At 66.7% G+C, this 26,947-nt stretch carries 18 protein-coding genes; 3 read left to right on the plus strand and 15 right to left on the minus strand.

All coding sequences use genetic code 11. From position 1 onward, the window contains the following. Window positions 1-298, plus strand: a 298-nt coding sequence (locus ADK67_RS50155) for an IS3 family transposase (protein ID WP_157621574.1), incomplete at its 5' end; no start/stop codon positions are given. A 280-nt stretch (window positions 299-578) separates the two neighbouring features. Here ADK67_RS50155 and ADK67_RS43925 read toward each other — a convergent pair. The 15 genes from ADK67_RS43925 to ADK67_RS44000 all read right to left on the minus strand — a co-directional run bounded on the left by ADK67_RS43925 (window position 579) and on the right by ADK67_RS44000 (window position 24,841). After that, entirely contained in the window at window positions 579-1,442 is an 864-nt protein-coding gene (locus tag ADK67_RS43925; protein WP_053722551.1) for an immunity 49 family protein, read from the minus strand. 36 nt (window positions 1,443-1,478) lie between these two features. Continuing rightward, window positions 1,479-5,591, minus strand: coding sequence for a hypothetical protein (locus tag ADK67_RS51875; protein ID WP_157621575.1), 4,113 nt, complete (start codon window positions 5,589-5,591; stop codon window positions 1,479-1,481). Further along, on the minus strand, window positions 5,588-5,941 hold the full coding sequence (locus ADK67_RS43940; protein WP_053722554.1) for a DUF6507 family protein: 354 nt from the start codon (window positions 5,939-5,941) through the stop codon (window positions 5,588-5,590). The genes ADK67_RS51875 and ADK67_RS43940 overlap by 4 nt, the downstream gene beginning before the upstream one ends. Before the next feature lie 42 nt (window positions 5,942-5,983). After that, window positions 5,984-6,289 (minus strand): pore-forming ESAT-6 family protein, encoded by a 306-nt coding sequence (locus tag ADK67_RS43945; protein WP_053722555.1) that lies wholly within the window; start codon window positions 6,287-6,289, stop codon window positions 5,984-5,986. Window positions 6,290-6,307: 18 nt separating this feature from the next. Beyond that, the gene (locus ADK67_RS43950) at window positions 6,308-6,643 is read right to left on the minus strand and encodes a hypothetical protein (protein ID WP_053722556.1); all 336 of its coding nucleotides are present in this window, start codon (window positions 6,641-6,643) and stop codon (window positions 6,308-6,310) included. A gap of 289 nt (window positions 6,644-6,932) precedes the next feature. Continuing rightward, on the minus strand, window positions 6,933-7,919 hold the full coding sequence (locus ADK67_RS43955; protein WP_053722557.1) for a DUF6177 family protein: 987 nt from the start codon (window positions 7,917-7,919) through the stop codon (window positions 6,933-6,935). Further along, a complete protein-coding gene (locus tag ADK67_RS43960; protein WP_053722558.1) occupies window positions 7,904-8,257 on the minus strand; it encodes a hypothetical protein in 354 nt (117 codons plus the stop codon). Before ADK67_RS43960 ends, ADK67_RS43955 begins: the two co-directional genes overlap by 16 nt. Continuing rightward, the gene (gene eccCa, locus ADK67_RS43965) at window positions 8,254-12,219 is read right to left on the minus strand and encodes a type VII secretion protein EccCa (RefSeq protein ID WP_053722559.1); all 3,966 of its coding nucleotides are present in this window, start codon (window positions 12,217-12,219) and stop codon (window positions 8,254-8,256) included. Before eccCa ends, ADK67_RS43960 begins: the two co-directional genes overlap by 4 nt. A 16-nt stretch (window positions 12,220-12,235) precedes the next feature. Next, the gene (locus ADK67_RS43970; RefSeq protein ID WP_231648661.1) at window positions 12,236-13,093 is read right to left on the minus strand and encodes a nucleotide-binding protein; all 858 of its coding nucleotides are present in this window, start codon (window positions 13,091-13,093) and stop codon (window positions 12,236-12,238) included. A gap of 154 nt (window positions 13,094-13,247) precedes the next feature. Beyond that, window positions 13,248-14,570, minus strand: a complete 1,323-nt coding sequence (locus ADK67_RS43975; RefSeq protein WP_053722560.1) for an EsaB/YukD family protein — start codon at window positions 14,568-14,570, stop codon at window positions 13,248-13,250. Between the two features lie 658 nt (window positions 14,571-15,228). Beyond that, window positions 15,229-15,933, minus strand: a complete 705-nt coding sequence (locus tag ADK67_RS51880) for a hypothetical protein (protein WP_157621576.1) — start codon at window positions 15,931-15,933, stop codon at window positions 15,229-15,231. Between the two features lie 88 nt (window positions 15,934-16,021). Further along, the gene (locus tag ADK67_RS53155; protein ID WP_063797927.1) at window positions 16,022-18,862 is read right to left on the minus strand and encodes an RNaseH domain-containing protein; all 2,841 of its coding nucleotides are present in this window, start codon (window positions 18,860-18,862) and stop codon (window positions 16,022-16,024) included. 28 nt (window positions 18,863-18,890) lie between these two features. Then, a complete protein-coding gene (locus ADK67_RS43990; protein WP_053722562.1) occupies window positions 18,891-22,211 on the minus strand; it encodes a hypothetical protein in 3,321 nt (1,106 codons plus the stop codon). After that, window positions 22,208-23,452: a restriction endonuclease-related protein gene (locus ADK67_RS43995; protein ID WP_053722563.1), complete on the minus strand. Its 1,245-nt coding sequence runs from the start codon at window positions 23,450-23,452 to the stop codon at window positions 22,208-22,210. The genes ADK67_RS43990 and ADK67_RS43995 overlap by 4 nt, the downstream gene beginning before the upstream one ends. A gap of 63 nt (window positions 23,453-23,515) precedes the next feature. Then, window positions 23,516-24,841 (minus strand): helix-turn-helix domain-containing protein, encoded by a 1,326-nt coding sequence (locus ADK67_RS44000; protein ID WP_331459415.1) that lies wholly within the window; start codon window positions 24,839-24,841, stop codon window positions 23,516-23,518. A 296-nt stretch (window positions 24,842-25,137) separates the two neighbouring features. On the opposite strand from ADK67_RS44000, the gene ADK67_RS44005 reads away from it, so the two are divergent. Both ADK67_RS44005 and ADK67_RS44010 read left to right on the plus strand, forming a co-directional pair. Then, a complete protein-coding gene (locus tag ADK67_RS44005; protein ID WP_231648662.1) occupies window positions 25,138-26,118 on the plus strand; it encodes a DNA-processing protein DprA in 981 nt (326 codons plus the stop codon). A 20-nt stretch (window positions 26,119-26,138) separates the two neighbouring features. Next, entirely contained in the window at window positions 26,139-26,885 is a 747-nt protein-coding gene (locus ADK67_RS44010) for a ComF family protein (protein ID WP_053722566.1), read from the plus strand. Window positions 26,886-26,947: the final 62 nt, after the last annotated feature.

Here is a 26,947-nt window from a genome sequence, read left to right on the forward strand (position 1 = left end):
CTACTGGCCAGGGAAATCTGGGCACTGCTACGACCCCTGCGCACCCTGTCCACCAACACCGCACAGGCCGCTTGACAACTATAGGAGCGTCAACGCCGTATCCGAGTCGTTCTTCGCCACAATCAAGACCGAACTGATCGACCGACAGCCCTGGCCCACCAGGACCAGAGCGCACAAAGCGATCTTCGAATACATCGAGGGCTGGTACAACACCCGCCGCCTGCACTCCAGCCTCGGCTGCCTCAGCCCCGCCATCTACGAATCCACCCGACACCACCCGGTGGACCGGGTAGCCTGACCACACCTCATCGACCCTGTCCGTCAAAACGGGTCAGCCCCAGGCGGCCTCATCAACGAGTACGAACCCACAGCCGCTTAACCGCAGGTCAGGCCACATGGCTGACTTTTGGAACCCCACAGGTTGCTCAACGGTGTGGCTGCCGACAACTCCATCCATGCAGGTTGAAGCTGTGCGTAGCGTGAGGGGCCACAGGGACTAACCTGTTTGACCCGCGTCGGTGCTGGGCCCTTCGCCGCCCTCGCGGGGTGGTGCGCCCCGACTGGTCCGCTGGCCCACCTCAGCCGCGCCCCACCGACCAAGGGCCGTCCAACAGATGCTGCGGCAGGTACTCCGAGCGCACGTCCAGCGGGTTTCCAGCGTCATTCGCCAGGACAGCCAAGGCGAGCGGCCCTAGGGCGAGGTAACCCTCAGGCGACGCGGCCCGCTCGTCGGCCGCCCAGTACTCCCGGTGCAGTTCCAGGGCCTCGACCAGCGCCTCGGCGAACTGCTGCTCGTGGTCGGGTTGGGTAAGGTGGTGGAACATCTGCAACTGTGGGAACACGACGAATAGCGCGAACGCCTTATCGCTCAGGTCGAGGACCGTGGGGTCGGTGCCCCGCAGCGCCGCATTCAACGCGTCGCGGGTCGCGGACTCGCGCCGGACGAACCGCTGGAACGTCTCGACCACGTCGTACAGGTACAGGGGCTCTGGTGCGCCGGACGCTCGCAGGATGTCGAGAGGCACGGAGGCGAGGCGGTCCACCACTGTGGGCTGTCTGGCCGTAATCGCGAGCGACAGCGCGAGCAGCCAGTTGCTGGCCGTGGCGTAATACGCGGGGCCCGTGCCGGTCAGGGGCACCACCCCATCACCCAGTGCACACTCTGCAGTGGCACCCGCCGGGGTCGTGGCCAGCTCGAAAATGGCATCCCCAACCTGGGCAGCGAACAGCAGGCTACCCAAAGTCTCGGTCTCGCCACCGTCCGGGTCCACGGCACAGCAGTACCCAAGTTGGTCCACCGCCGCAAGCATCAACCTGGACAGCTCGTCACTGCGGCGGTGCCGCCGGATGCGCCCGAGGCGCTCCTCGATGTCCTCGGCCAGTTCCCGAAGGGCGCTCGCGGACCGCTCCGCGTCGACATCGTGCCGACTTACTTCCGGCATAGCTACCGCCTAACCTTCCTCTGTCCAATCGGTGCCCTACGATGTTCGCTGCCATCGCATCTGATACGCCTTGGCGACGTAACCGTCGTAGACCTCGATCCCTGGGTTCGCCAGATCCGGCGCGGAGTAGCCCTTCTTGGCCAGGTACTCCCGCACCCAGTCATCGCGCTGCCCCTGCGGCAGCCGGTCCAGCGTCCCGGCGGCGTCGGGATCGTAACGGGCCAGGTAGTCTGTTAACGGCACCTCCCGCACCTTGGCCTGGACACGGCTGTATTCCACCATGCCGTAGTCGCGCACGTGCTCCAGACGCGCCATCATCCGCTCGACGAACCCGTCCGGGAGGGACTCGTTCCGTTCGGCAAACGCGCGATGCAGTGCCGCGTTCACGTCTGCGGGGAGCGCGCCGTGGTGCTTGTAGTGGTTGATTAAATCGTCGTAGTACCGGTCATACCCGCCGTCGAGCCGATGAGCCGCGCGCTCGTGGTCGGTTATCCCGGCGGTGGCGGACTCGGCCCGGTGGAGGTGCGCATCGACGTGGATGTCGTCGATGCCGAGGAAGTCCTGCATGTATCGGGCCTTGATCTCCTCGGGATAGCGGACCAGCCGGTCCAGGTCAGTGGCCATCTGCTGTTCCTGCGCCTTGACCTCCGCGATCCTCCGGTCGAGTTGGTCCAGCGGCACCCTCTCTTCTGCAGTCAACCGGTCACGAAGTTCGGCGATCTCCTTCTCACTGAAGTCCGAGCGCTGCATGATGTGATTGGTCCGGTCAAAGTAGCCATCGTGGCCCTGCTTGACCGGCTTGCCATCTAACGCCTTCGCCACCCCAGGCTTGTTGGCGTACGGTCCTTTGGCTTCCACGATCATCCTGCGCTGGTGCTCGGACGGCCGCGCCATGAACCGCCGTTCGTCCAGTCCGTAAACGCCGTCGTACCGGTTCTGCCGCCCTAGCTGGGTGTCGAGCCGGGTGGCCCCTGGGTACAAGTCGGACATGAAGTGCTGCATGCCACGTTCGCCGAGCTCCTCGCCATGCTTACTGGTTCTGGTGTGGGCCTCTCGGTACTCCGGTGACTCGGGGGCAGCCGCCCGCTCCTCCTGGATCGCCCGCCGCCGCTCGTCGATGAGCGCCTGTTCGCCTTCGACACGTTCCGGTGACGAGAGTCCCCTGGAGTCCAACACGATCCCCTTGTGGTACCTCGGGGCCAGTGGCGCGTCGCGGTCGTGCCTTAGCGTAATCTCGACACACTTCAGGTCGTCCTCGGTGAGCACGCGATCCTTCGGCGGACTCCAGTCATCCGGCGCCTTCAAATCAACCTCGTCAGGCGGGAGCATGTCCACCCTGCTGGCAGCGATGACATTCGCGCTTGGCTTGATGCGTAGCTCGTAGCGCGGCAGCTTCACCTTGTTCTCGTATAGGTAGTACGTTTCGTTGACGTACTTAAGCTTCTTAAGCCGTTCCTCCCGGATCTGTTTTTTCAAATTGTCCGGGATGCCTGTGCCTTCTTTGTCGGCGGTGCGGTCGCGGGCGCCATCGGGGGTGGTGTGGTCGGTCTTGTCGGCATCGCGGGTGGCAGGGACGTAGCCGTCGTCGCCGACCCTGGTGGTGGTGCCGTCAGGGCTGTGGGTGTGCCACTCGCCGTTCGGCGGGATCTTGGGTTGGCGGCTGCCGTCGGGTCCGATCTCGGCGTCGCTGGTGTAGACGCGGCCGTTGGCGTCGGTCCAGGCGGGTTTGGTAGGTGCGAGGATGTCGGCGCCGGTGTGGCGGGAGAGGCGGTCGGCGAAGTTGTTCGAGGCGGCGTCGCAGCCGATGAGCCGGATGGGCGTCTTGCCGTCCCAGCCGTTGCGGCGCAGGAGGTCGCCGTACTGCTCGGGGGTGTAGGTGTGGTCGCCGATCCTCGCCCGGCCGTCGGGGGTGACGTGGACGTCGGCGGTGAAGTAGCGCGGGTCGGCGGGGACACGATGTGGCAGGTCGCCCAGGTTGAGGTCCCCCCGGTGGTGCGAGATGCCCGCCGGGGTGGTCTCACCATGCCGGGCGTGGGCCTCGTCGATGGATAGTGGGGCATGCAACCTCTCGCCAGGGAGGCTGTGCCCTATGCCGCTTCCCTCGCGTATTCCCTGGTGCGTGAAAATTTGGTCTCGGACTGAGTCCAGTGCCGGAGCAATACGCCCCTCACTATTTGGATGTGAAGGGACCTCAGTCCCGACTGGTGGAACCAGGTCATTTTTCCAAGGTTTGCCGTCTCGACCAACAGAATCACGCTGCCTGAGCGAATCAGTAGCATGCGATTTTATATTCACGTCTTTGAGGCCCGACTCACCGTGAAGTGCGAGACGAGGCACGAAACCATCGCGAGCGACTATGACAGGAGAGGCTTTACCTTCTTGCGGAGACTGGACAGTCGCGGAGCCTGATGCATGCGACTCTGTCGCAGCAGTTGAGGCGATCCGTGGATCGCTCTGCCCCTGGGCCGGCAAGACTGATTCTTGCGCATTGAAGGGTTGCGCCGCACGGGCCGGTAAGTCGGACAGGATAGAATCGACCCTAGGTACTCCAACTTGTCCGCCGGTCGCAATTCGGCCAGCGGACGATAGTGACGCTCCCCGCAGACCGTCCATAGCTATATGTTCGATGGGGCGACTCCCTACAGGAGTCACAGGGAGACCTCGGTCAATCGCGCCAGCCCCAGGAAAATCTGGAGAGTCCAACCAATCTTCCCGCCCCGTCTTATCACTTGCGCGATCGAGTCCGTCGACGTCCGATACACCAGGGCGTCCGCCGACGAGGATGATCGGCTCATCGGACCTTGCGATGTTCAGCGTCTCGGCCGGAATCGTTTCTCTCGACGTTCCGTCGAATGATGCCTCGATGCTGTCCGGCGTGTACGGTCGGTCGTTGATCGCGGATGAGCTTGTAGCCGTGTTGCCCGCGTTCGGGTGCGCAGGCCCAGGCATGTCGATGTCGACGTGGTGAGTGGCCTGTGGAATGTCTCCAGCAATTCCGAGGATCGGTCCGATTATGGGAACGCGGATGTTAAAGCGCTTGGCCGCGAGCCCTGCCAGATCGCCCGCCGTGGGTATTCTCTCGAGAACCTGGCCGGAGCGGATCAGCGTGGTACTGACTCTGGCGGCCACGACGCCGCCTCGGACACCCTGCATCGCAGTTCCGGTACTGCGCAGCGCGGCACCTGCACCCTTCGTTCCGATGACCGCGACGATGTTGAACGTGACAGCGCCAGCCGCTCTGGCTTTGTCTTCACCCCACTGGTCGTAGGCGATGAAACTCTTGCCTGCGTCGAACAGTACCTTGCCCATCGCACCGCGCTCGAAACCTGGCAGGCCGAACGTCTGGTCAAGATGGAAACCGATTCCACCGAAGAACGGGCCGTAGGCCGTGGTTGCCAGGGCGAAGGTAGCAATACCCTTCCAGGCAGTGCCAGCGGTACCCCAGCCCCAGTCTCCGGTTGCTGGATCCCGTCCGATAAGTGCACCCATATCGACGAGCGCATTCAGGGCGGTCTCACCGAAGCTGGCGAGGAAGGCACCGACGTCTTCGATGAAGTTGCGGTCGTACTTTTCCGTAGTGCCCCAGGGCAGTTCCTTGACGGTCTTGAGTTGGTCGGCGGTGAGGCCGTGCTCTCCAGCGTCGACTTTGTCGTCGCCGTTGTGCGGACGATATTGTGTTCCGCAGTAGAGCGCGTTGATAGTGTTGGCACACTTGCGCTCGGCGTCGAAGTAAGCTCCGAGCTGGGTGTTGACTGCGTCGAGCAGGCCGTTGTGTCGGTTGACCTTGTCCTCGTCTTCGCGCCAGTCTTCGTCGCCGTTCACGGAGTCGAGAAACTCGGTCGCCTGGGTTCGCAGTGCCGCGAGTTGGGTTTTGATTTCCCGAATTTCGGTGGCGTAGGTGTTCAACGCGGTGCCGACGGCTTGGATGTCTTTGCCGACCGAGGCGGTCACTGTCTGCACGGGTGCGGTAGCGGCGAGCAGTTGTGCGGATTCCGGTGCCTGGTAGACAGCGGATAAGCCCTGCCATGTGCTGTTGACTTGCTGGCCGGTGTTCGCAAACTCGGTGCCCGCGCGGGTGATCGCGGCGGCGTGGCTGACCAGTGCGTCCACGTCGCCGTCGATTTGTGGAATCTCTTCCGGGTTGATCACCGGGGCTTGTTCCCGCCATGCGGCATCGTCGCCTGCGGATCGGGTGCCGCGGTGACGGCCGTCTGGGCGTTCGCTGCCATCTCCAGATCGCCTTCGAGATATGCGTTGGTTGCCTGGGCGGCTCCGTTGAGGCAGGCACCGATCCTGGTGAAGACGAATTCGATGTCGGCCATCTTCGCGTCGGCGAAGCCGCCGAGCGCCTCGGCCACGATGACCGAATTCGACTGGACGCTCGCTTGCTGCAACGCCGAATTCAAGGCCGCCATCTGGTGCTCGAAATCCTTGGCCACCGCTTCGGTCCGAGCGAGCACACTCCGAACCCCGTCGGGTGAGATGTCCCACTTGGTCACCGTCGTGATCCCCCTGCGGCTCGTTCCGATGGAGATCTCTGCTCAGCCGATGCCCTGGACCGCCGAACGTGCACGGGTCAGCGCCGTACTCGCGGTCTCGTCGTTGCGGATCATGGTTGCCTTGACCAGGTCGATGATCTGTCGGACCTCACCTGCGGCGCGGTTCCACCGATCCTCGACGACCCGGTACTCCTCGGACACACCGTCGGCCTGGAAGTCGGCCATCGCGGCCGACACATCGGCGCTGCGCCGGCCGATGGTGGCCTCAAGTCGCGCGACGATGCCGGCGAGGTCGCCTTGCATCTGCTGGGACACTGCGGTGTCGAAGCTTCTGCGGTCCATCGTCATGGGTCGCTCTCCTCCTAGTCAGCGGCCACCGGAGAACCGGGCCGCGTCGAAGTTGGCGGATGAACGGGCCGAGCTGGCGTTGTCGGCCATCTCGGCGTCACCCTGGGCGAAGGAGGTGTTCATACCGGCTTGGCCGCCGAGGATGGCGCCGAGGGCGCCGTTCAGCTCGGCGGTGATGGCGTCGGCGTTGGCCTTGAAGGCGTCGAACGCCTGTCGGCCCGCGCCGTTGAAGTTTCCCTGCAACGGCTCTGCGGCTGCGATGAGTTGGCGGATCAGCGACCCGAGGTCGTCCGAGGCTGCCTGGGTCTGGCGCGTCAGGTTCGTGAGCGCTTGCGCTCCCATGTCGAACTTCATCACGCACTCCTCTCAGACCAAGGGACGATTCTGCGACGAAGCATCGGTTTGCAATGGCGGAGCAGAGTGAACGGGTTGCTTATTCGACAGGTTACCGGCTGGCGCCCTGTTCCAGCAGAGGCGACTTTGCCATTCTCATCGAGGACACCCGTTTGGACGAGCGTCGTGCAACTGTCTGCAATTAGCGAGGGGCGCTCGTCAAGACGTGGCTGCAGATAAGACCGTCGAGGTGGAATAACTGTTGCCGCACTTCTGCGGATTCCTGGGGTCGTACGTGCGACTTTCGCATTCAAGGCGCGCGCTGATCGGCGGGTCGTGGTAGTCCGAAATGGTGCAGGATCTCCGTGAGGAGCTCGTACGGGGCTTGCCCGCCGCCGCTCAGCCGGCACCAGCATGCGGGTCGACCGGGTGGGCCTACCAGCCGGATGTCGACCGCCGGAGCAGCTCGGGCATGTTCCGCGCCTTGTTCCCGCACGACGTCGCTGCCGATGAGAATGCCGTAGGGCAGCGAGGGAGGGCACGGTGCGGCCGAGCGCAGGCCGCCCGTACGACGCGGGTGCACCGCGACGAGCACGGTACGGGCGGTGGCGGCGAGGTCGGTGATGAGGCCGTCGACGGCACCCTGGCTGACGGTCCCGGCGGGTGGGCCGGTGACCTGGAGCCGTTCGAGTACGCCCGTATCGACGCGTTCTACTGTCAGTGTGCCCAGGGCGCCGTTGCCCACGATGACCAGATGGGTGGGCAACGGTGCGCGGCCACGGCAGTGTGCGGTGATCTCCCGAGTGGACCAGGGCTGGGTGGCCGGTTCCGCCGTGCCCCAGCCCAGTGGCGCAGAGCCGGTCAGCGCGTGTACGACGGCGTCGGCCGTGGAGCCGATGTTCTGCGGATCCGCTTCCCGATGCAGGGTCGCGACGTGCACTTCGACAGTGCCTTTCCCGGGCTTCACCGGGTCGACGGGTGGAGCCGACCGGTCGGGTGCGGGCACGAATCGTGCTCCCGTCCAGATCATCGGAACGCCGGTGAACCCGTCGCGGAAGCCTGTGTCGTCACGCACGACCCAGGAGCTCCCGCTTTGGCCGATGAACAGTTCCAGTGGGTAGGTGATGAGGGTGCGGGCGGGTGTCAGCACTTGGAGGAACCTGCCCGTGCTGACGGCCTCGATCGCGGCGTCGACTATCCAGCCCGACAGTCCTATCACCCGGCGGTTCTGCTCGACCACGATCGCCTCAGGGGTCGAGTGGTCCGCGGCCGGATGCCAGGTCAGCGGTTCGACCACGAGGCGCCTCCCGTCGACGCCAGCAGGGCGTGAGTGAATCGGCGTGCCACCTCTTCGGCGGTCGGGTCGTTGCCGGGTGCGCGGCTCTCCACCCACCACGTCGGATGAGGCACGTCGTCGCCTCGCACACCGAGTAATCTGCGGACCTCGCCGGGCACTTGGACCAGCCTGGCGGTCTCAATCGTGAGCAACAGCCGGCCCTCCGGGTGATAGAGCTGGATGAGACGGGCATGGCTCACCGTGTCCACGCGCAGATCCCGGCCTGCCGCGACCATGGCGGCGATCATGGCCCCCGGATCGGGGTTGTCCCGGCACAGCGCCACGATGTCGAACGTCATAGTGTCGGTCCTCCACGATCCAGATAGGCGGTCTGCAGGAAACGCACTTCCCCGCCCGGCCGGATGAGCTGTGCGCGACCGACGGGTAGGGGGACCGGCCTCACGCCAGCGAGTAGCCGGCCCTCGCTCGGGTCGCCGGACATCAGCAGGCTCAGGCATCCCGATTCGTGGACCCCCAGGGTGAACGGCTCGTACAGGCCGCGGGAAGCACCCGACACTCGGCGGGTCATGACGACGTGCAGCCCGATTTCGCGGCCTGCGGCGAGGAAGGGGGCGAATGCGCCGAGTGGGTGCGTCGACGACGCGGCGAGGACGTCGTAATCGTCGATGAGCAGCACGACCCGCATCCAGGGCTGTCGGGCGACCGGATCGCGTTCATTAAGTTCCTTGCACACCGCTGCGGTCAGCTGCGACGCGGTGGTGACGTTTGTGGCACGGCCTCCCGAATACTGTTCGGGCACGGCGTCGCTCAGGCTGTCGCGGGGGTCGAAGACCGCGAACACGAGCTCTTCCCTGGTGTACCGGCGCGTCAGGCCGTCTGCCACGAGGTGTAGGAGGTTCGTCTTTCCGGTGCCTGAGTCCCCGAGTACGAGCAGGTGTTGGTCGCGTCCGAACAGGTCGAGCGTCACGGGGGTGTGGTCGTGTTCGAACCGGCCGAGCACGACGGAGCCGGGCTTCGTCGGGTGGTCGGCGACGTCGGAGGCCGGCAGCACTGCGGGAAGCACGCGTACTTGTGGTGGCAGGGTTCCCGTCCATGCGCTGCGCACCAGGGTGGCGGCTTCGGCGAGGCCCGATCCGACGGGGTCGGGTACCGAGTCCAGCCGCGGTAGTGCGACTTGAGCGTGCAGTTTGTCGGTGGTCAGTGCCCGGCCGGGCTGTGCGACGGGCAGCCGGCGTGCGGCCTTGGCATCGATGCTCGACTCGGCGGGGTCCGGCAGTCGCAGTTCGATCCTGTTGGCGAACGCGTTCTGCTGGGCGTTGCGGACCTCGTTCCAGCGACGGGCGGTGGCCACGACGTGGATGCCGTAGCGCCCGCTGCGTGTGAGGAGGTCGTGCACCTTGCCCTCCAGGTCCTCGAACTCGGCGACGAGTTGGCCGTAGCCGTCGAGCAGGAGAACCACTTCCGTGCAGGCGGGCGCGTCGGGAAGTCCGCGGTCGCGGGCGGCGCGCAGGTCCTCGACAGTGTCGAACTGGTGGCGGGTGAACAGGCGCTCTCGGTCGACGAGCATCGCGTGCACCTCGTCGACCGTGCGGCGGACGCGTTCCCGGTCGTCACGGCCCGTGACGCCGCCGACGTGGGGCAGGTCGATCAGTGGACGCAGTCCGTTGCCGAGCAGATCGATGCCGTAGATGCCGACATCGGTGGGGGTATGGGTGGTTGCCAGGCCCAGTGCGACGGTGCGCAGGGCGGTGGACTTGCCCGTGCCGGGTCCACCGAGGATGAGCAGGTTTCCACCTCCGGTGGTCAGGTCGATCTCCCACATGCCTTGCCACTGTTTGGCGGGGTCGTCGAGCAGGCCCAGCGGTACCCGGAGACCGGGCTCGGACTGCCTTTCGGAACGCAGGCGCACGCCGTGCGGTGTGATGTCGATACCGTCGCCGATCCGGTCCAGGGTGACCGCGGCGGGTAACGGCGGCAGCCAGATGGCGGGCACGCGTTCCTCGGTGTTCGTCAGCTGGTCGACGATGGTGGACAGCAGCGTGGGTCCACCGGCGTGCCCAGCGAGTTGCGAACCGACGTCGGCGGTTTCTGGCGGGCGCCGCACTTCTCCGAAGGTCGGCATGGATTTGATCAGCGGCCCGAGCAGTGGCGCCAGTTCCGGTTCGGTGCCGTCCGCTGGCGGACCGGACACGTAGGCGGCTTTGAACTTCTCGTAGACCGTGACGTCGACCTTAAGGTAGCCGGTTCCGGGCAATGACGGCAGGTGGAAGGCGTCCGAGGTGTCCAGGATGGTGCGCGACTCGATCTCGCTCAATGTCCGCAAGCCGATCCGGTAGGACAGAGAAGCCTCCAGACCGCGCAGCTTGCCCTGCTCGACCCGCTGGCTGGACAGCAGCAGATGCACGCCGATCGAGCGGCCGATACGACCGATGCGCAGGAACAGGTCGACGAACTCCGGCTTGACGGTCAGAAGCTCGCCGAACTCGTCGATGAGCACCAGCAGATGCGGCAACGGCGGCATGTCTTCGGGTTCGTCCAGTTCCCGTCGTCGCCGGCGGTAGTCGGTGATGTTGTCGATCTTGCCCGCGTCGGCCAGTACCTGTTGGCGGCGCAGTACTTCGCCGTCGAGGCTTTCGTAGGCCCGTTCGACGAGCGTCTCGTCGGAGACGAGATTCGTGATCAGACCGGCCACGTGGGGCAGCCTGGTGAACGGAGCGAAGGTGGCGCCCCCTTTGTAGTCCACCAGCACCATGCACAGGTGGTCGGGCGAGTGGGTGGTCGCCAACGCGAGCACGAGGGTGCGCAGGAGTTCGCTCTTGCCCGATCCCGTGGCGCCGACGCACAGGCCGTGCGGCCCCATGCCCAGTTGCGCGGATTCCTTAAGGTCGAGCAATATCGGTCTGCCGGCCGTGTCGACGCCGAGCGGGACGCGCAGGAAGTCCCGTTCGCTGCGCGGACGCCATAGTGAGTCGACGTCCATGTGGGCAGGGTCGGGGAGGCCGAGCAGGGCGGTGAAGTCGGCGGGTGGCGTGCCGGTGCCGTCGTCGTAGGAATCGGCCGACAAGCGCAGCGGCGCCACTGTTCGCGCCAGCCCTTCGACGACCGCCGCCGGGGCGTGGTCGAGCGTCCCCTTCACTGTGACCGGTGGCGTCGCCGACAAGTCCTCGACCGCGAGCAGGTCGCCGTCCACGGTCACACGGCTGGACACGTCGCCCGGCTCGTGAAGGCGGTCGGCGACCAGGTGCACGACCGTGATGCCCATCATGGCGAGGCTGGTCGTCGGGTCGGGCACCGTGAGAGTCCGCGACACCTCGCCGAACGCGTCATCGACGACCAGCAGGCGCGGTCTGGTGCGTGCGTTCTCGCTTCCCCCGCCGTGGCGGTATGCCTGGGCTGCCCAGTCGGCGCGGTCGTCCAGATCGTCGGCGAGCAGCGCGGTCACTGTTGCCAGCTCGGTCACCAGCAGTGGGATCGGGCCGGTCTGCCCGACTCCCCTGCGGTCGAGCAGGTGTGGCAGCCACTTCGCCCACGCCCAGTCGTCCTCCCGATCAGGCGAGGTGATGATCGCGATGGTCACGTCGTCGGGGGCATGGAACGCGGCGACCTGGGTCAGCATGGCTCGGGCCACGCCGAGCACGTCCTCGCGTCGGGCGCCCACCACGCTGACATCGGCGGCCCGGTCGAGCCCCACACGCAGCGGAAGACCCGGCGTCGCCGAGAAGCGGCGGATCAAAGATTGTGCCTGCTGGCGCATGAACGGATCGGTGGGGTTGGTCGACGACCCCTGCTCACGCATCTGCACCGAGCGGACCGGCAGCGCGCCCGTCCCCAGCCGCACCCGAAGGAAGTCGACGTCCGCGCGACGGCGCTCCCACAGCCGCGCGGGATCGCGCAGGACGCCGAGCAGATGGCTCGTCGGTGGGTCGAGCAGCACGGCGCGCTCGCGCAGCTCCCCTTCGTACCCGCGCAACTGCTCCCGCAGCTCCTCCAGGTACTCGAGGTACCGCTCCCGCTGTGCCCGGCGTTTGCGGGTGGCCTGCCCGCGCTGGGTGAAGTAGAAGACGCCCGCCGCGCCGAGTGCGACGACCATGACCACGGCGCCGAGCGCGGCGAACCCCGAACCACGCAGGAACAACATCATCGTCATCGCAGCCCCCGCTCCCACCATGGGGATCAGGGTCTGGATGCCCGACGCGGCCTTGCCTTCGGGCAGCACCGGAGGCGAGTCCATCACCAGCGGGTCCTCCGCCGTCAACGGCCGGACTACCCTGGTGGGTCGGTGCACCACACGCGTCGTCATGCCGGCTCCCTCGCGCTCACAGCTGCCGGGCACGCGCCAAGGCGTAACCCGCCAGTCGAGTCGCCTCGACCGTGGTTCGCTCCCCGACCCGGGACGGATCCACCAAGGCACCCGCGGCCAGATGGCGGTCATAGGGCAAGACGACCAAGGGCACGCCCAGTCCGTCGAACGCGGCCCTCACGGTGTCCATCCGCAGAGCGGCCAACCCGTCGGGACTGATCGCGTTCAGGACCACCACCACGCGCGACAGCACGACGTGTCCGCGGGTCGCGGCGAGCCTGACCAGACCGGCGTGGGTCTCCCTCACCGCGCCGGGAACCGCCGCACTCGCCACCACGATCCCGTGGGCCTCGTCGAGCACCGCCGCGGTGGCCGGTGACGCGACCGTGCCCGCGGAGTCGATCACGCACACGGCGAACAGCCGGGACAGCGACCGGGTGACGTCCCGACACAGCAGCGACTGTTCGGGCGCACCACCGGGCAACACCCACGGGCCGGATCGCAACCGGGGCAGCAGTTGGTCGAGACCGAGCAGCCCACTGCCCCACGCGTCGAGCAGTCGAGGTGCCAGCGAGGCGAGCGAGGGCAAGTTCACTAGGCCCAACCGCCAGGACAAAACGCTGCCCTCGGGGTCGGCGTCGGCGAGGAGAACGGGATCACGCCGCCGGGCCGCGAACACCAACGCCAGCACCGCTGCAACCGTCGACCGGCCCGCACCGCCATGCATCGCGACGACGGCCAACCGCCGACCGGTCGGCAGCGGCACCTGCGCTGCGACGGCAAGTTCGGCCAGTTCCCGAGCGGCACGCCCACCCGAGCCCAACGAGGTCACACCGCGCCACATCCGGCGCACGACCGAGTCGCCGTACGGCACGCGGCGGATCAGCGGACGCTCGGAACGCTGCGATGGCTGACCCGGAGGAGGTGGCGTGACCGGCGGACGCACCAGGACCGGAGGAGAACCGACGAGCGGACCTGTCGGAGGTAATCCGCGGTTCGGCTGTGCTGGTATGGACATCGCCCCCCGTTCAGAAAGTGGCGAGAAGCCGCGAGTAGACATCGAACTCACCGATCGCGACCGGCACGATCGCTATGACCGCAATGGCTTCCACCCGGTCGGCGACTTGCCGGGCGCGGGCGCGGGCGTGTGGTGTCGGGCGGTACCCGATGACCATCAAGCACGACACGATCACCAGCGTCGCGACGGCAACCCCGCCCCACCACGAGCCAGGTTGCTCACTCACCCAGCGCACGACCAGGCCGCCCAACACCGTTAACGCTGCGGCCGCGAGCGCGACCACCTCTACGGTCAGCGGGAAGAACCGCAGACGCAACAACATCGCGACCACGAGGAGACCGGCGAGCACCATCGCCCACGCACCACCAACTTGGGCGAGGATCACACCCGCCACAGCCGCCGATACCGCGACCGCCGTGCACGCGAGGGCAAGACCCCGGTGCGCGGTGTCGACCGCAGCTTCCGCCGACCCCCGCGAGACCGTCTCCTCGGCGGTGTGCCGGTCGTCGAGTCCGGTCAGACCTGAGAACACGAGCGCGATCCGGGGAAGCAGACCGAGCATGCCGACCGTGACAGCGGCCATCACCACCGCCGTGCCCTCTGGGGACAGTCCCACGGCGAACAGCGTCGACCACAGTACGAGCAGGGCGAACACCGTTCCGCCACCGAGCACGCCTTCTCGTCCACGACCACGGACGAATCCCAGCAACACCATCAGCCCACCGATCACCAACGCCACGAGTGCGCACCGCATCAGCCAACTGGTGGTCAACGCCGGAACAAGCACCACCACCGAAGCGGCACCGGTGAGCATCAGCGCGACACCGACGAGCCCACCGGACGGAACAGCAAGGACGAAGCCGCCACTGATCACGACAAGCCCTCCGAGGAGAAGCAACCAGGCCGGCAATTGGGCACCGGCCGACCACGTCGCGAACACACCGGAGGCCACACAGACCGCCGTCACGGTCCTCGTCCGCGCCGCATCACCCCACCGTCCGGGCCGACGGCTTAGATCGTCGGCAACCGCGTCCGGAACGTCGTACACGACCGCAGCAGGCGGCGCCTCGGTCAACGGGTCGACCCGCAGCAGCGCACCGTCGACGATTCCGGCGGCCCGCAGACCGACAGCCGGGTCGAGCACCGAGCCGTCTATGGTGCTCAACTGGAAACCGTGCGGCCGACCGCTCACCTGATAGCCGACCATGGTCGCCGCGTCGGGCAGCAGAACGCCGACCGCCTCGTCCGACGACAGCACCACATCAACCCGCCTTGTCGGCCCGACGAGCGTCACCCGGGTGAGGCGCCCGATCGGTGCCGTGGGCGATGTCATCGCGTCACCTCCGCGGTGGAACCGAAGCCGGCCCGCTGATCGAGTGCGTCCTTCACGAAGGACCACCCGACACACCCGGCACACGCGACTGCGGCGAGCACCACTCCGATGGCGAGGGATTTGAGGTTGTCCGAAGTAGCCCTGACACGCTTGTCCCACCCCCAAAGCAGCGACTCGCGCAGCCGAACACGCCGTACGGCTACAGACTCGATCAACTGGGCGTCATACTCTCGTGCCACCACGCCATGTTATCGACCATAAGACCGCAAAGCGCGTGTGCAGACACAACAATATCCGATTGGAGCATTAGGGAGCTGGCGTCGTCGACAACACCCGTCTGTCACTCGGCGACCGAACTTGCCCGACAGGAGCCCCCAGCAGCAACACCTACTAGCCGAGGCTCCTGAGACCGTCGAGTTTCGCGGCCCCTGACCCATATTTGGGCAATCGACCCGGAAACGCACATTGAAGATCTATACGAGACAGTTCACCGGATAGCCAACCGACAAATCTTCCACTGCCCGGGTCATCCCACTCGACGAATCACGTTGGCAACTTCTACCAACTCCTTACATTGACAGTAGGCCCGAGCGGAGCGGAACCCTGGTGGCACGTCTGCGGATACCGAATCCCATACTGATTCAGCAGGTTGTCCGTATCAAACACGCGGCAGAAACGCTGCTATCTCGGCGATGGCATCGAGGGAGTCGTGGTCGAATCGCCCTCCCAGGACATTCTCTGCCTCGGCGACAGTCACAGCTGTGCCGTCGCGGTCGCTACCGTAACGCAGTCCGGTGAAGTCGATCTCACCCAACTCGAGCAGTTGCCCGCCCAGCGGGGTGATGTCCCCGTTGCCATGGATGCCTATAAGGCTATCGAACTCAGCCGCGTGACTGCGACTGCTCAGCCCGACCCAAGCCACCGAAACCACCGCAGTGTTGCCGTCGGCGTCAGCCACTGTAAACAGCACTCGCTCCAGGTAGGTGCAGCGGTGGGCCGTGAAGAACTCGCGGATCTGCCCGAACGAGGTCGCGACACACTCGGCTTGCTGCTTGACGGTGCGTTTAACCTGCCGCAATCCCATCCGCTGCCAAGCATCGTCCGACTGGCCCCGCCGAGCCGCCTTCTGCCCTTCACTCTTGCGTGCTCGTAATTGCCCTGGCGAGCCTCCCAGCCGCACCGACCCGACACCGACCTCGGCCACTGTCCCCGCGGCGCTGATACTTGCGCCGATCGTGGACGCCCCGCCACCAGCCGCAAACACGCCGATCGCGGCTACTCCGGCAACTACGACACCCGCACCATTCTTTCTGGGAGTGATCGGCCGGACACGCCCCTGCGGATCCGTGAAGAATCCTGCCACGATCTCACCTCTTCATACTGGAGTCACGACATTTGCCGACCGAGTCAGGCAGCCTGACACTCTCGGCCGGACCGCCGCTCGGCTATCACTATTCCTCGCGCTCTTTCCGCCCTGCGGAGCCCTGCACCGGGGTATTCTCCGCGCCGGGTTCGACGACCGCCTCCTCTTCGGGGGCGACGGTACGTCGGTACTGTGGGTGGTCGAGGTCCATCTGCTTTGCGGCGTGCAGCGGGACGGGCAGACGTGAACGACCGTCCCAGAATTGTGCCTGATGGCACAGCTTCGCTGTGGTGATGGCAAGGGCTTGCGCAGACACGTCGTCAGCGCAGGCGAGCGGGAGGATCTCGTTGACTGTCATGGAGTACCAATTCTGTGGCATCTCGCCTTTGCGTCGTTCCTCCTTATTCTCGGACGAGACGGATCGCTTCGCGTCCCATCGCGTGTACTTCGATCCCAGTCGCCCCGCTCCGTCGCCGTCGTAGGCTCGGGGTACGTTGCAGAGGATCCACACCGGTGTGCCGAAGTCCGTCGTGATCGCGTAGAGCGTTGTCGCGGTTTCCTTCTCCGCCGGTTCGCTGTCCTTGGATCTGGCGATCTGCGTGGTGCCGACCGGTTGGGGAACTTCCTCGTCGTCGATGTTGACGCGGATGACGGCGCGTGGTCGCTCGTCAGGGGTGAGAGTGCTGCCGGGGAGCCAGTAGCGGCTCTTTTTGTTCTCGGGGGAGCCGCCCAGGTGCATGTTCTGCAGTCCGTCCCACATTCGCCGGGAGGCCGAGGCGTCCACGGTGACCGCGTACGGGATGCCGTCGAGCTCGTCGGCCAAGTCCGCGAGGGCGCGTTCGACGGTGTCGGCCGCGTCGTCCCAGCGTTGCCGGTAGGTCTTCTTGTCGCCGGTGCCCTCAGGGTAGGCGCCGGCGTGGAATGCGGTCTGCGCGGAGCGGTAGGGCCGCCACTCGGGTTTGATGGAGCTCCAGCCGAGCATGGTCCAGGTTCCGTCGTCGGTCTGCGGGGGCACGAGAGCGGAGGCGGTGATGATCACCTTGGGTTGGCCGAATTCGCCTTTGCGTCTGTTCTGTTGCCGCACGTAGATTCCCACGTGGGCGATGCTGTCGACGAGGTAGCCGGCTTTCTCTGGCCGCAGGGCGTTGGCGATGCGGTCGTCGATGATGCCCAGCGAGCGGTAGAGGTCCAGGAGGGCCATCTCGGCGGGGTGGTCCTTGGCTTTGGGCTGGATCACGCCCTTTTCGTCTTTGCCGAGCAGGTACTGCGTGGGCACTCCGCGTTCGGCGAGGATCTTCTTGGTTTGTGGCTTGGCGTCGAGGTCGTCCGGGCTTGTTCCGTCGGCGTTGTCTGCGACGGTGGGGATCTCGGTCTCGCACCAGGCGCCGACGAGCACGTTGTCGCGGCTCGTCAGCGAGGTGTTGATGGCGGCCAGTGCCGCGGTGCGGGTGCCTGCGGGGCCGGGCTTGAGGAAGTCCTCGGTGTGGTGGAACACCGCGGTGATGCGTTCGCCGTGCAGGCTGAATTCCGCACCGTCGTGGGGGTCCAGTCCTTGAGGGTCGAGGTCGAAGGTCTTGCGGAGGGTGTCGAGCATCCGCAGGCGGGTCTCGTCCCGGTACCACAGGCAGACGATGCGCAGTGCCGTGATTCGGGAGGTGTCGAGGAAGGTGGTGATGGACTGCGGTGTCGGGAAGAGGCTGCCGCGTTCCTTGATCGGCCCGAGCGTCTTCGGGTCCGGATGCTGCTTTCGTGCCTCTTTGCGGCGCTCGTATTCCTGCTTGGAGATGTTCTCCGGGTCGGTGGGACGGCGTGGCATGGTCGCGCGCACCTCGCGGGCTTCCAGGGGTGCTGCCGTGTCGGGGAAGACGCTGATGAAGTGACGGTGCAGAAGCCTGAGGTGCTGCATTCCGGGGCCGGTGCCGATCGGGAAGGTGTAGTTCTTGGGCAGGATCGGCCAGACCTGTCCGGGGTGCTCCTGAGGGAAGCGGGCTGTTTGGTTGTTCGCCTTCGCCTCGGCGAGCAGTCTCTGTTCCCGCTTGGACCGCTCGTCGATGGTGCGCAGGACGGAGTAGTCCATCTCCAGTCGTCCGAGGGCTTGCAGGGCGAGGCGGTTGACGGTGCGTGCGCCGCCTCTGCCATCGAGGCTGATTTCCAGCAGCGGGCGGCCTGTGCCCGGTTGTTCGGCCAGGGCGGTTTTCGAGAAGACGAGCGAGGAGGAGATGCGGGTCACGCGCGAGTTCAGCAGCAGGACGGGGTGTGTGATGTTGGGCAGGGTCTTCAGCCGTAGCGCGGTCCGGGACAGGGCGAAACGGCCACCTTGCTCGTTCTGCCAGGGGTCGTCGAACGCGACCAGGCCGCCCGTGGAGTCGGGTCGCAGGGTGATGGTCCTGTCGTCGGAGATCCGCCAGGGGTGGGCGGCCAGCTGCTGGGAGAGGTCCCAGGCGACCGTGCGGTACAGCCATCCTGGGGCCGTGGGTTGGGTGTCGCGGCTGGGCTGGAGGTGGTCGGCCAGCAGGTACCGGTGCTCGGGGGTATCGGCGATCCGCTTGGCCAGCTCCGGTGGCGCGGTGAGGTCGATCGTGCCGACATCCTGCCCGAGGGCCAGGTGGTGGGTGAGGGTGAAGACACGGCGTAGCAGTGTGCCGTCGATCGGGGTGAGGGAGGCGAGGAACGGTCCGCGGCGGTCGGGTTCGAGGTGGACGTAGCCGCCGGTGATCGTGCTCAGGACGGTGGTGGCGATGGAGTAGGGGACTCGGGCGTCGTCGTTGTCGAACTTTCTTTTGCAGTGCAGTTCGAAGTCATCCCACAGCTTCCAGGTCACGTCGTCGAAGTGCCGTACGTGGACCGCGGAGTCGCCGACCAGTTCGGGGGTGCAGCGGAAGGCGAGGGTGTTGAGGTACTTGCCGGGTGCGAGGTCGTGCTCAATCACGTGGTCTCGGTCTCTCTCGTGCGTGCCGTCAGCTGCCGGGGTGGCCGGATTCGGGGGAGATACCGGCGTAGGAGAGGAAGGCGTTGAGCGCTTCCCCGTACAGGTCGTTCATGCGCTGCCGCACGTCGGGGGGCCACAGGGAGTGGATGCGTCGCAGGACGGTCTCCAGGTCGGCGCTCCAGGTGTCCTCGTGGAAGGCGTAGTCGACCATGTGCAGCACGGCGTCGGTGCCGCCGCGGCGGGCGCGTCCGGCGAGCTGGATCAGGTCGACGATCATGCCTGCGACGACTTCGTCCTGCAGCGACTTGTGCATTGCCGTGAACTGCAGGGCCGTGCGCAGCAGCAGCGCTAGTCGGTCGCGGGCCGCCTCACCGGCCTCGGCGAGCACGTGTGACGGGTCAGGCGCGCCGCCTTCCGGCAGGGCGCGCAGACCGGCGGCGTTGATGCTGCCGTACATCTCGGCGGGGTCGTTGAGCAGCGCGAGGGGACGCACGCACAGGTACACCGACCGGACTGCCGAGCGGGTGCCGATGACGATGTTGAGGCCTCGCGCGATCAGCGACAGGGGAACGACCAGGATCTTTCCGTGGCGTGGGAAGTCCTCGAACTCCTCGGCGGTCAGGCGTACGGCGACGTTGTGTCGGGGTAGCTCGGGGTCGGTGCTGTGCAGGTCCTCGGCGCGTACGGCCAGGCACAGTCCGCCGTCGTAGTGTCCGGCACGGCTGATGCCGCGGGCCAGCCACGCGCACTGCTGGTAGGAGTTGGCGACCACCAGGACGCGTCCGCGGTCGTCTTTGCTGCTCCGGTCGAGTTCGCGGTGGATGTGCCGGTCGTAGAGGTTGGTGCCCAGTTCGATGAGGGCGTCTTTCTTGCGGCTGGGGTGGGTTCCGGAGATCTTGATGGGTTCGCCGAACAGGGGGTGGCCTTCGCCGTAGTCGATGCGGTGTTTGCGGGCTCGGATGGACTTGGCCTGGGCGTCGGTCATCCACCACCGCACGGGGGCGAACACGTGCTCGCGAACCGCCTGGGGGAAGTAGGCGGTGGCGGACAGGCCCATCACCGGCCGCTCGACGCCCGCCAGGATCAGCGAGACGATGCCGCCCAGTTCGGCGGTGAAGGTGTGGGGGTCGCCCGCGATGGTCTGGGCGACCAGGGTGGCGTTCTTCTCCTTGTCGTCGAGGCCGGTCACGCGGTAGCCGGTGATGGAGCGGCCCAGCATCCCCAGCGGCAGGACCGCGGAGACGGCGGTGGGCTGCAGTCCTTCCACGATCCTGTGCGCCGAGCGCAGTCCAGAGGATCGGTAGTCGTGGGCCTTGCCCTGGAGGACCGCCAGAGCGTCGTCCAGTTCGATCATGGCGGTCCGGGTGACCAGCAGGTTGATGGCCTGGGCGCGTCGGTGCGGGTCCTTGACGCTGTCCTCGAGGAGTCGATGCAGTTCGATCTTGACTTGGTCGAGTAGGTGCTCGCCGCGGGGTGCGACCAACGCGCTGAGCGCTTGCCGCACCTCCTGCCAGTCGGGCTCGAGCAGCGTGGTCTGACCGCCGAGCGGGTCGGGACGCTGGTACCTGGCGGGCATGAGGGCGTTGAGTTTGTGGAACAACTCGACAGGGATGGACGTCTCGTCCTCCGTCACCTCGTCCGGCCAGAGCAGGCGCAGCAGGGTGCGATCACGTCCGCGGGCCAGGTGCCAGCGGGTGCTGGTCTGGTCCGGAATCCGCGTCTGCGCACGCTCGTCTTCGGTGACGTGCAGGCTCAGGGCGTTCTTGCAGATGCCCAGCAGGAGGAACTCGGCCATGAGCCGGACGTGGCTGACCGCCGGCAGGAGGTTGTGCTCGTCGTCGATGGGCAGCCGCTTGGCGTCGGTGTCGATTTCCTGGGGAGCGGCCGACCAGTGCCGTCGGGAGTGCAGGACGATCTCGCTGGCGCACTTGTCGACAGCCCGGGACTGGAACTGGTCGGCCTCGTCGACCAGGACCGCGTGGCAGGTCCGCAGCGCGAATTCGGCCGCGGTCATCCCGCGTACGGCGCGACCGTCGAGGTTGACGCCGATGCGCAGGTTGCCCTGCATGAACACGTAGTGGTTCATGATGACGACGTTGGCTTTGGCCGACTCGTACACCGGGGTGTACTTCCCGCAGGTCGGAATCCACGGGCAGGCCGCCGAGCCGACGCCTTGGCGGTGCAGCGACAGGCACGGTTCGCGGCCCGGCGGGTAGTCGCCGGTGGCGTCGAGGAACGTCTTGAGGGCGCACCCATAGGCCAGCGGGTCCACGTCGCGTTCGGCCCGTTCGCCCCACTCCCCCGGCGCGTCCGGGTCCTCTTTGATCAAGGAGGCGAGCTTGATCGCCCGTTCGTGCATACCCGAGGACGACATCAGGTGCGCGCAGCTGGGCTCGTGCTCGATGGCCTGGGTGCGGTGCAGGTGGGCCAGGTCCTCGCGCACGTTCCGGGTGAGGGCCAGACATGCCTTGATGTCGGGCAGGACGATCGCCACGCGCAGGTTGCGTGCGGCGAACCAGGCGGCCATGACGCGGACCAACACGCTCTTGCCTGTGCCGGTCGGCGCGTTGAAGATCTCCATGCCTCCGGCGGTCAACCGCAGCACCTCTCCGGGGGAGACGGTGTCGCTGGTGTTGAGCACGTCGAACAAGCCCGCGAGGACGCGGTGTAGGTAGCGCTTGTCCTCCGGGTGGCGTGAGTCGATCTTCTCCGCGAGGTCGAGCAGCTCCGGCGTGGGGATACGCAGGTCGTGCAGATGCGGCGCGGTCGAGACGTGGGGCAGGCTGTCGTGGTCGAGGGCCTCGGTGAATCGGGGATAGGCGGGGATCGTCACCCGTCCATGGATCTGACCGACGTCCTTGACGAAGATCTCCCCCGTCTTCCATGTGCCCGGTCCGGCGAACTCCGCGGGCTTGGGGCGAGCGCTCGGGCGGCGGAACCGCGCGGTCAGACGGTCGACGTAACCGAGCGGGTCGCCTCCGAGCCTGGGCAGCGCCGCCTCGGCCGTGAACGGGTTGTCGCCCACGAGGTCGAAGGGCGCCATGACCGACGAGTCACCGGGTTCGCCGGCGTCCAGCCGTGCCAGCAGCGAACGTGCCGCCACCGAGAATCTCGCGACATCGGCGAGTTCGGCAGGGGCGATGGAGCACACCAGGGCGACCCGCTGCTTCTCCTCGTGGGACAGCAGCGTCCAGCGGTCCCACGCCCGGTACTTCCCCGACAGCAGAAACGCCGCCTCGGCGAACGGCGCGGCGCCGCGAGCACCCTGATCGGTGTCCTGGGGGAAGTAGTGGGCCGCGAGCGCCAGTGCGGCGTAGACCGCGGTCTGTCCGGTCGGCAGGTCGCTCATGCCCAGCTCACCCCGGCCTTCTCGCAGACCATCTCACCGAACTCGGAGGCGGTCGCCACCCGCATGTCGTACTTGGCGCACACTCCCGACAGCAGCGGCACGTGGCCACCGTGATGGTCGGGCACCACGAGCCAGTCGGCTCCGCCACGATCGCCTTCCTGGGCATGGACGAGGTCTGCCAGTGTCCTGGCCGAGGTGTAGTCCTTGATGTCGACCTTGAACGAGGTCTTCTTGCCTCGTTTCGAGCCAACCTCGACCAGGAGGTCGAAGGCGTCCAGTCCCGGCCACAGGCTGACCTTCACGCCCCGGGCGGCCAACTCGTCGTGCAGCGCCAGCTCGGGCAGACCGGGAATGGTCGTGTAACGCCAGATCCCCCGCGTGAGGGCTTTGTGGCCCTGCGTGGGCGTCGCCGCCGGCACGTCGCCCAGATCCGGGTAGAGCACCGCCTCACGTCCGTGGGGACGCGGAGGCGCGGGCTCGGGTAGCAGCTGCGGAGCGACGCCGTCTGCGGGCAGAACGAACAGGTAGGAGGCGCCCATCTCGGCGTGGGGTGTATGCCAGCAGCGCGCCGCTCCTACGGTGGTTCCCGCGTTGTTCCGCAGGGTGATCCGCATAGGCCACCGGCAGATCGGGCAGGCGAACCACCAACCTTCATATGCCGAGTCGTAGGGAATATCCCGGTAGAAGTCCACGACCAGTGGAGGAAGTCGCAACTCGGTCAATTCGTGCACCGGACCTGCGGGACGGCGGATCAAGTCCCGGCGACCGGACTCGTACACGGTCTGCTCCCCCGACTTGCGCAACAGGGTGAACACCGTCTCCTGATCGAGTTCCGACTGGAATTCCCGATCGCTGATCACCGCCGCGGGACCGTCGAGCTTGTGCAGCATCCGCAGCAACATCTGCTGCTCCAGATCGAGGTCGAACGCACCCTCGGTGACCTGACCGTCCTGGTCGACGATCCGGGTTCCCTGCAGGTCCAGCGGTGTGACACCGTCCGGCAGCAGGACGGCCAGGTCACCCTTGAGCGCGCGGCGGAACTCCCCGAACGACAGTAGGCTGCCGGGGCCGCGTGCCGCCAGCAGGGCGCCGTGGCACTCCATCAGTGTCTCCAGGCGCTTCTCGGGTTTCGCTTCCGGCGCGGTCAAGGCCTTCGCCGCGCGCAGAGCGGCCCTGGTCACCAGGTATCGGACCCGGACATCGTCGAGCGCCTGTGTCTTGTCGTCGGGGGAACTCGTCACGGCCGGGGAGCATAGACGGACCCACCGACAAAACCGTGTGACCGCAAAAATGGGGCTTTCTGTTTACGGTTCCCCGCCTGCGATGCGGTCGAGCCCTGCAGTGTCGATACGCGAATAAAGCTCGCGATAGATATCAAGATATTCCACGACATGGCGTCGCCCCAGTGGCGTCAGGCGCCACCGGTATTCGGCGACGTGCGTCCCGCCCGGTGCCATGACGGGAACCGAATCCACCAGGCCACGGCTGGGCCGTCCTCCGGACCTGCCGCGGTAGCCCACACCGATGAAGAACAACGAGCGCCCGGCCAGCCGGTCGTCCTCCAGCCCGGCGGGCTCGGCAGCGGCGACACGCGCCACAACACCCCAAAGCCACTCCGACAGCAGATGAGCCGCCGGTTCCGGGTCACGCGGTTCACCCAGCCCTGCCCTGGCCGCCGCTCGGCCGCGGCGCGTGATTTCGACCAGCACCCGCCCCACAGTGCCGACATCGGGATGCTCGACCGAGTCCTCGGTGATCACCACCAGACCCCGTCGCTCCAGCGCGTGCACCGTCGGCCCAGCACCGGGGTCGTGCACATCGCATCGACGCAACCTCTCCTGCAACCGGGTGTACCCGACCACCGACGGCGGCGCCTGCAGCGTCAAGGGCAACACCCGCCACTGCACCGCCTTCTGCACGGGCAATCGCTGGACCCGCCGCATCCACATCTCGGTCTCCCGCATGCGGTCCTCGCGCATGATCTCGCCGAGGTAGACCTGTTGACGTTGGTTCAACGACCGCCAAGTCGCCAACGCCGTCTCGGACGCCCCCGATTTTCGCCGTGTCGCCAGGACCGGAGTCTGCTCGCCATGACGGGTGCGCATCCATGCGTCCACGACCATCCGCACCGGGACGCCGTACGCCTTGGCCAGCGGAGCCACGAGCCTCCCCGTCACCTCGGGGTCCTGCCAGTACCGTCCGCGGACCGGTCGTCCGCTCTCCAACGCCGAGATCTTGGACGCCGACACTCGCAGCTCCCGCCCGACCGGCGACGCCCGTAGCAATTCCGCGATCCGATCGAGCGTCAACCCCGCCGCGTACCGCAGATCGACGAGGGTCTCCTGCCCGCGAGGTGCCCCCGTGAGCGCATCCACACCGCAGTCCAGCGCCGCGGCCAGCCGCCCGAGACGCTGCGGTGTCGGTGTGTGCCTGCCCTCTTCGTAGAAGAAGATCATCCTGGCGGACACTCCGACCCGTGCAGCCAACACCTGACGCGTAAGCCCCAACTCGACGCGCCGCGCCACGAGCCGCGACGGGTCAATCCCACGCAAGGGAAGAGGCATGACCGCATACAAGACGACTGAAGACTTCATCGCAACAGGGGTTCCCGAACGCGCTGCGGACGACATTGGCCGAGATGCGGCGCGCGTGGGCGCATCCGGTCGGTGTTGTCTTCACACCCGGCATGTGCCGGCGGGGTAGGCGCTCCGACCTGACCTGCTTCGTGACTGAGCGTCACACGGGTCTCCCGGGGCAGGCGCGACGACACCGCGGGCCCACCGGGCCGGTCGCCGATGCCACATCCCGGCCAACCTCAGAACCGGCGCGGCGACAAGCGTGACCGCCGTACCCGATGGTGTTGCCCCGTCGCGGAGGCAGCCCGCCCAGGTGTGTAATCCCTGTACGTGTGGTGCAATGATTGAGCGTGACGCATTCCGAACAAGTGTTCGATCGGAGTAGGATGCGACTGACAGAACCGCAGCTCAGGCTGCTCGCCCTATGCAAGGTCAAGGGCGTCAACTGGTACCTCATAGCCCGCGAGGCGCAGCGTCCCGGTGGCGTCGACAGGCTGTGGAACGCCGCACCCCTCGAAGCCTCTGCGGACGCGGTCAAGGCGATCGAGGCGTTGAAGCCGCTGAACGGCGAGGTCGAGGAGTACGCCGCAGCGGCCCAGGCCGAGGTGAACAAGATCCGCAGGGACGACGTCCGGCTGATCACCGTGGTCGACGACGACTTTCCCTCGAACCTGCGCCTGGTCCCCAACGCTCCACCGTTCCTGTTCGTGCGCGGTGCGATGACCGAGGCGGACTTGCGCAGCGTCGCCGTCGTGGGTACCCGCGACGCCAGCGACGCAGGCCGGCTGCGCGCCGGACGCATGGCCCGTGAGCTGGTCCACCGGGGCGTGACCGTCGTGTCCGGCCTGGCGCGCGGCATCGACACCGCCGCCCACACCTCCGCATTGGAAGCCGGCGGCCGGACCATCGCCGTGATCGGCACGGGCATCAACCGCTACTTCCCGGCCGAGAACCGCGACCTCACAGACCGGATCGCCACCGGCGGCCAGGGCGCCGTGGTTTCCCAGTTCTGGCCCGACGCCTCCGGCGCCAGCTACACTTTCCCGCGCCGCAACGTCACCATGTCCGGCATCGCCCAAGGCACCGTCGTCATCGAGGCCGGGAGCACCTCCGGCGCCAAGATGCAGGCCCGGATCGCCCTGGAACACGGCAAGAAGGTGTTCCTGATCAAGAGCCTGACCGAGCAGCAGGAATGGGCCCGCAAGTACGTCGAGACCAGGGGCGCAGTTCAGGTGGAGGACGTCGAGACCGTGGCCGACGCCCTGGCTCCACCCGAGCGCATTCAAGCGGTCGACACCTTGCGTTCCCAACTGGTGATGGACTTCGCCTGATCGAAGGGTGCCTGTCCAGCATGAACTACCAGCTCCCCACCCCGGCGGGCTTCGGCAACTGCGGCAAGTGCGCCTACTTCGCCTCCGGCCCACCACAGGTGTGCCAACAGTGCGCCGCCGCCACTCTCGAACCGGCGGCGCCGTTCTACTGCTCCGTGTGCGGGCAGCGCATCGCCACGACACAGGCAAGCTGCACCAACCGCCTGTGCTCCGACCCCGACCGCCAATTCGAGTTCAACCACGCCATCGCGATGAAGACAGGCCAACTGGACCGCGCCATCAAGTCCCACAAGTACGACCAGCGCTGGGGGTGGGGCATCATCTTCGCCCGCGTGCTACTCGGGCACCTCGCCCGCGACCCCGCGACAGCAGACGCGGACCTGATCATTCCCATGCCCGCACTGCCGCTTCCCGCCGGCACCCCAAGTCGCAGGGAGATCGACCACTCGGGTTGGGTAGTTGAGTCCGCGGCGGCCCAGGACGACGTCGGCTACCCGTTTCGCGCCGACCCACCGGTGATCGTCAAGACCCGCACAACAGCCCGCATGGCCAGCACCACCGGCTACGGGGAACGCCTCGCCGTCTCCAACGACATCTACGACGCGTTACAGGTGCTCGATCCGGACGCCGTCACCGGTGCCACCGTGGTGGTCGTGGATGACGTATTCACCACCGGCAACACCCTCAACGCAGTCGCGCGTCGCCTGCGCGAGGCCGGGGCGGACACAGTTCGAGGCATTACGTTGGCGCGCCAGCCCTGGGGATAGTCGCTTCTTCCACTCCGTTGGCAATCCTCGCAACTGTGCGAACAGATCCGGTCCGTGCACAC

It is taken from the genome of Saccharothrix sp. NRRL B-16348 (genome assembly GCF_001280085.1).
GTDB lineage: Bacteria > Actinomycetota > Actinomycetes > Mycobacteriales > Pseudonocardiaceae > Actinosynnema.

Coding starts and splice junctions, on each gene's coding strand:
- ADK67_RS44000 (WP_331459415.1), bottom strand. CDS start 24,841: ATGTCGTCCGCAGCGCGTTCGGGAACCCCTGTTGCGATGAAGTCTTCA.
- ADK67_RS43960 (WP_053722558.1), bottom strand. CDS start 8,257: ATGACGTTCGACATCGTGGCGCTGTGCCGGGACAACCCCGATCCGGGG.
- ADK67_RS44010 (WP_053722566.1), top strand. CDS start 26,139: ATGAACTACCAGCTCCCCACCCCGGCGGGCTTCGGCAACTGCGGCAAG.
- ADK67_RS43950 (WP_053722556.1), bottom strand. CDS start 6,643: ATGAAGTTCGACATGGGAGCGCAAGCGCTCACGAACCTGACGCGCCAG.
- ADK67_RS43925 (WP_053722551.1), bottom strand. CDS start 1,442: ATGCCGGAAGTAAGTCGGCACGATGTCGACGCGGAGCGGTCCGCGAGC.
- eccCa (WP_053722559.1), bottom strand. CDS start 12,219: ATGACGACGCGTGTGGTGCACCGACCCACCAGGGTAGTCCGGCCGTTG.
- ADK67_RS43975 (WP_053722560.1), bottom strand. CDS start 14,570: ATGACATCGCCCACGGCACCGATCGGGCGCCTCACCCGGGTGACGCTC.
- ADK67_RS43990 (WP_053722562.1), bottom strand. CDS start 22,211: ATGAGCGACCTGCCGACCGGACAGACCGCGGTCTACGCCGCACTGGCG.
- ADK67_RS43945 (WP_053722555.1), bottom strand. CDS start 6,289: ATGACGATGGACCGCAGAAGCTTCGACACCGCAGTGTCCCAGCAGATG.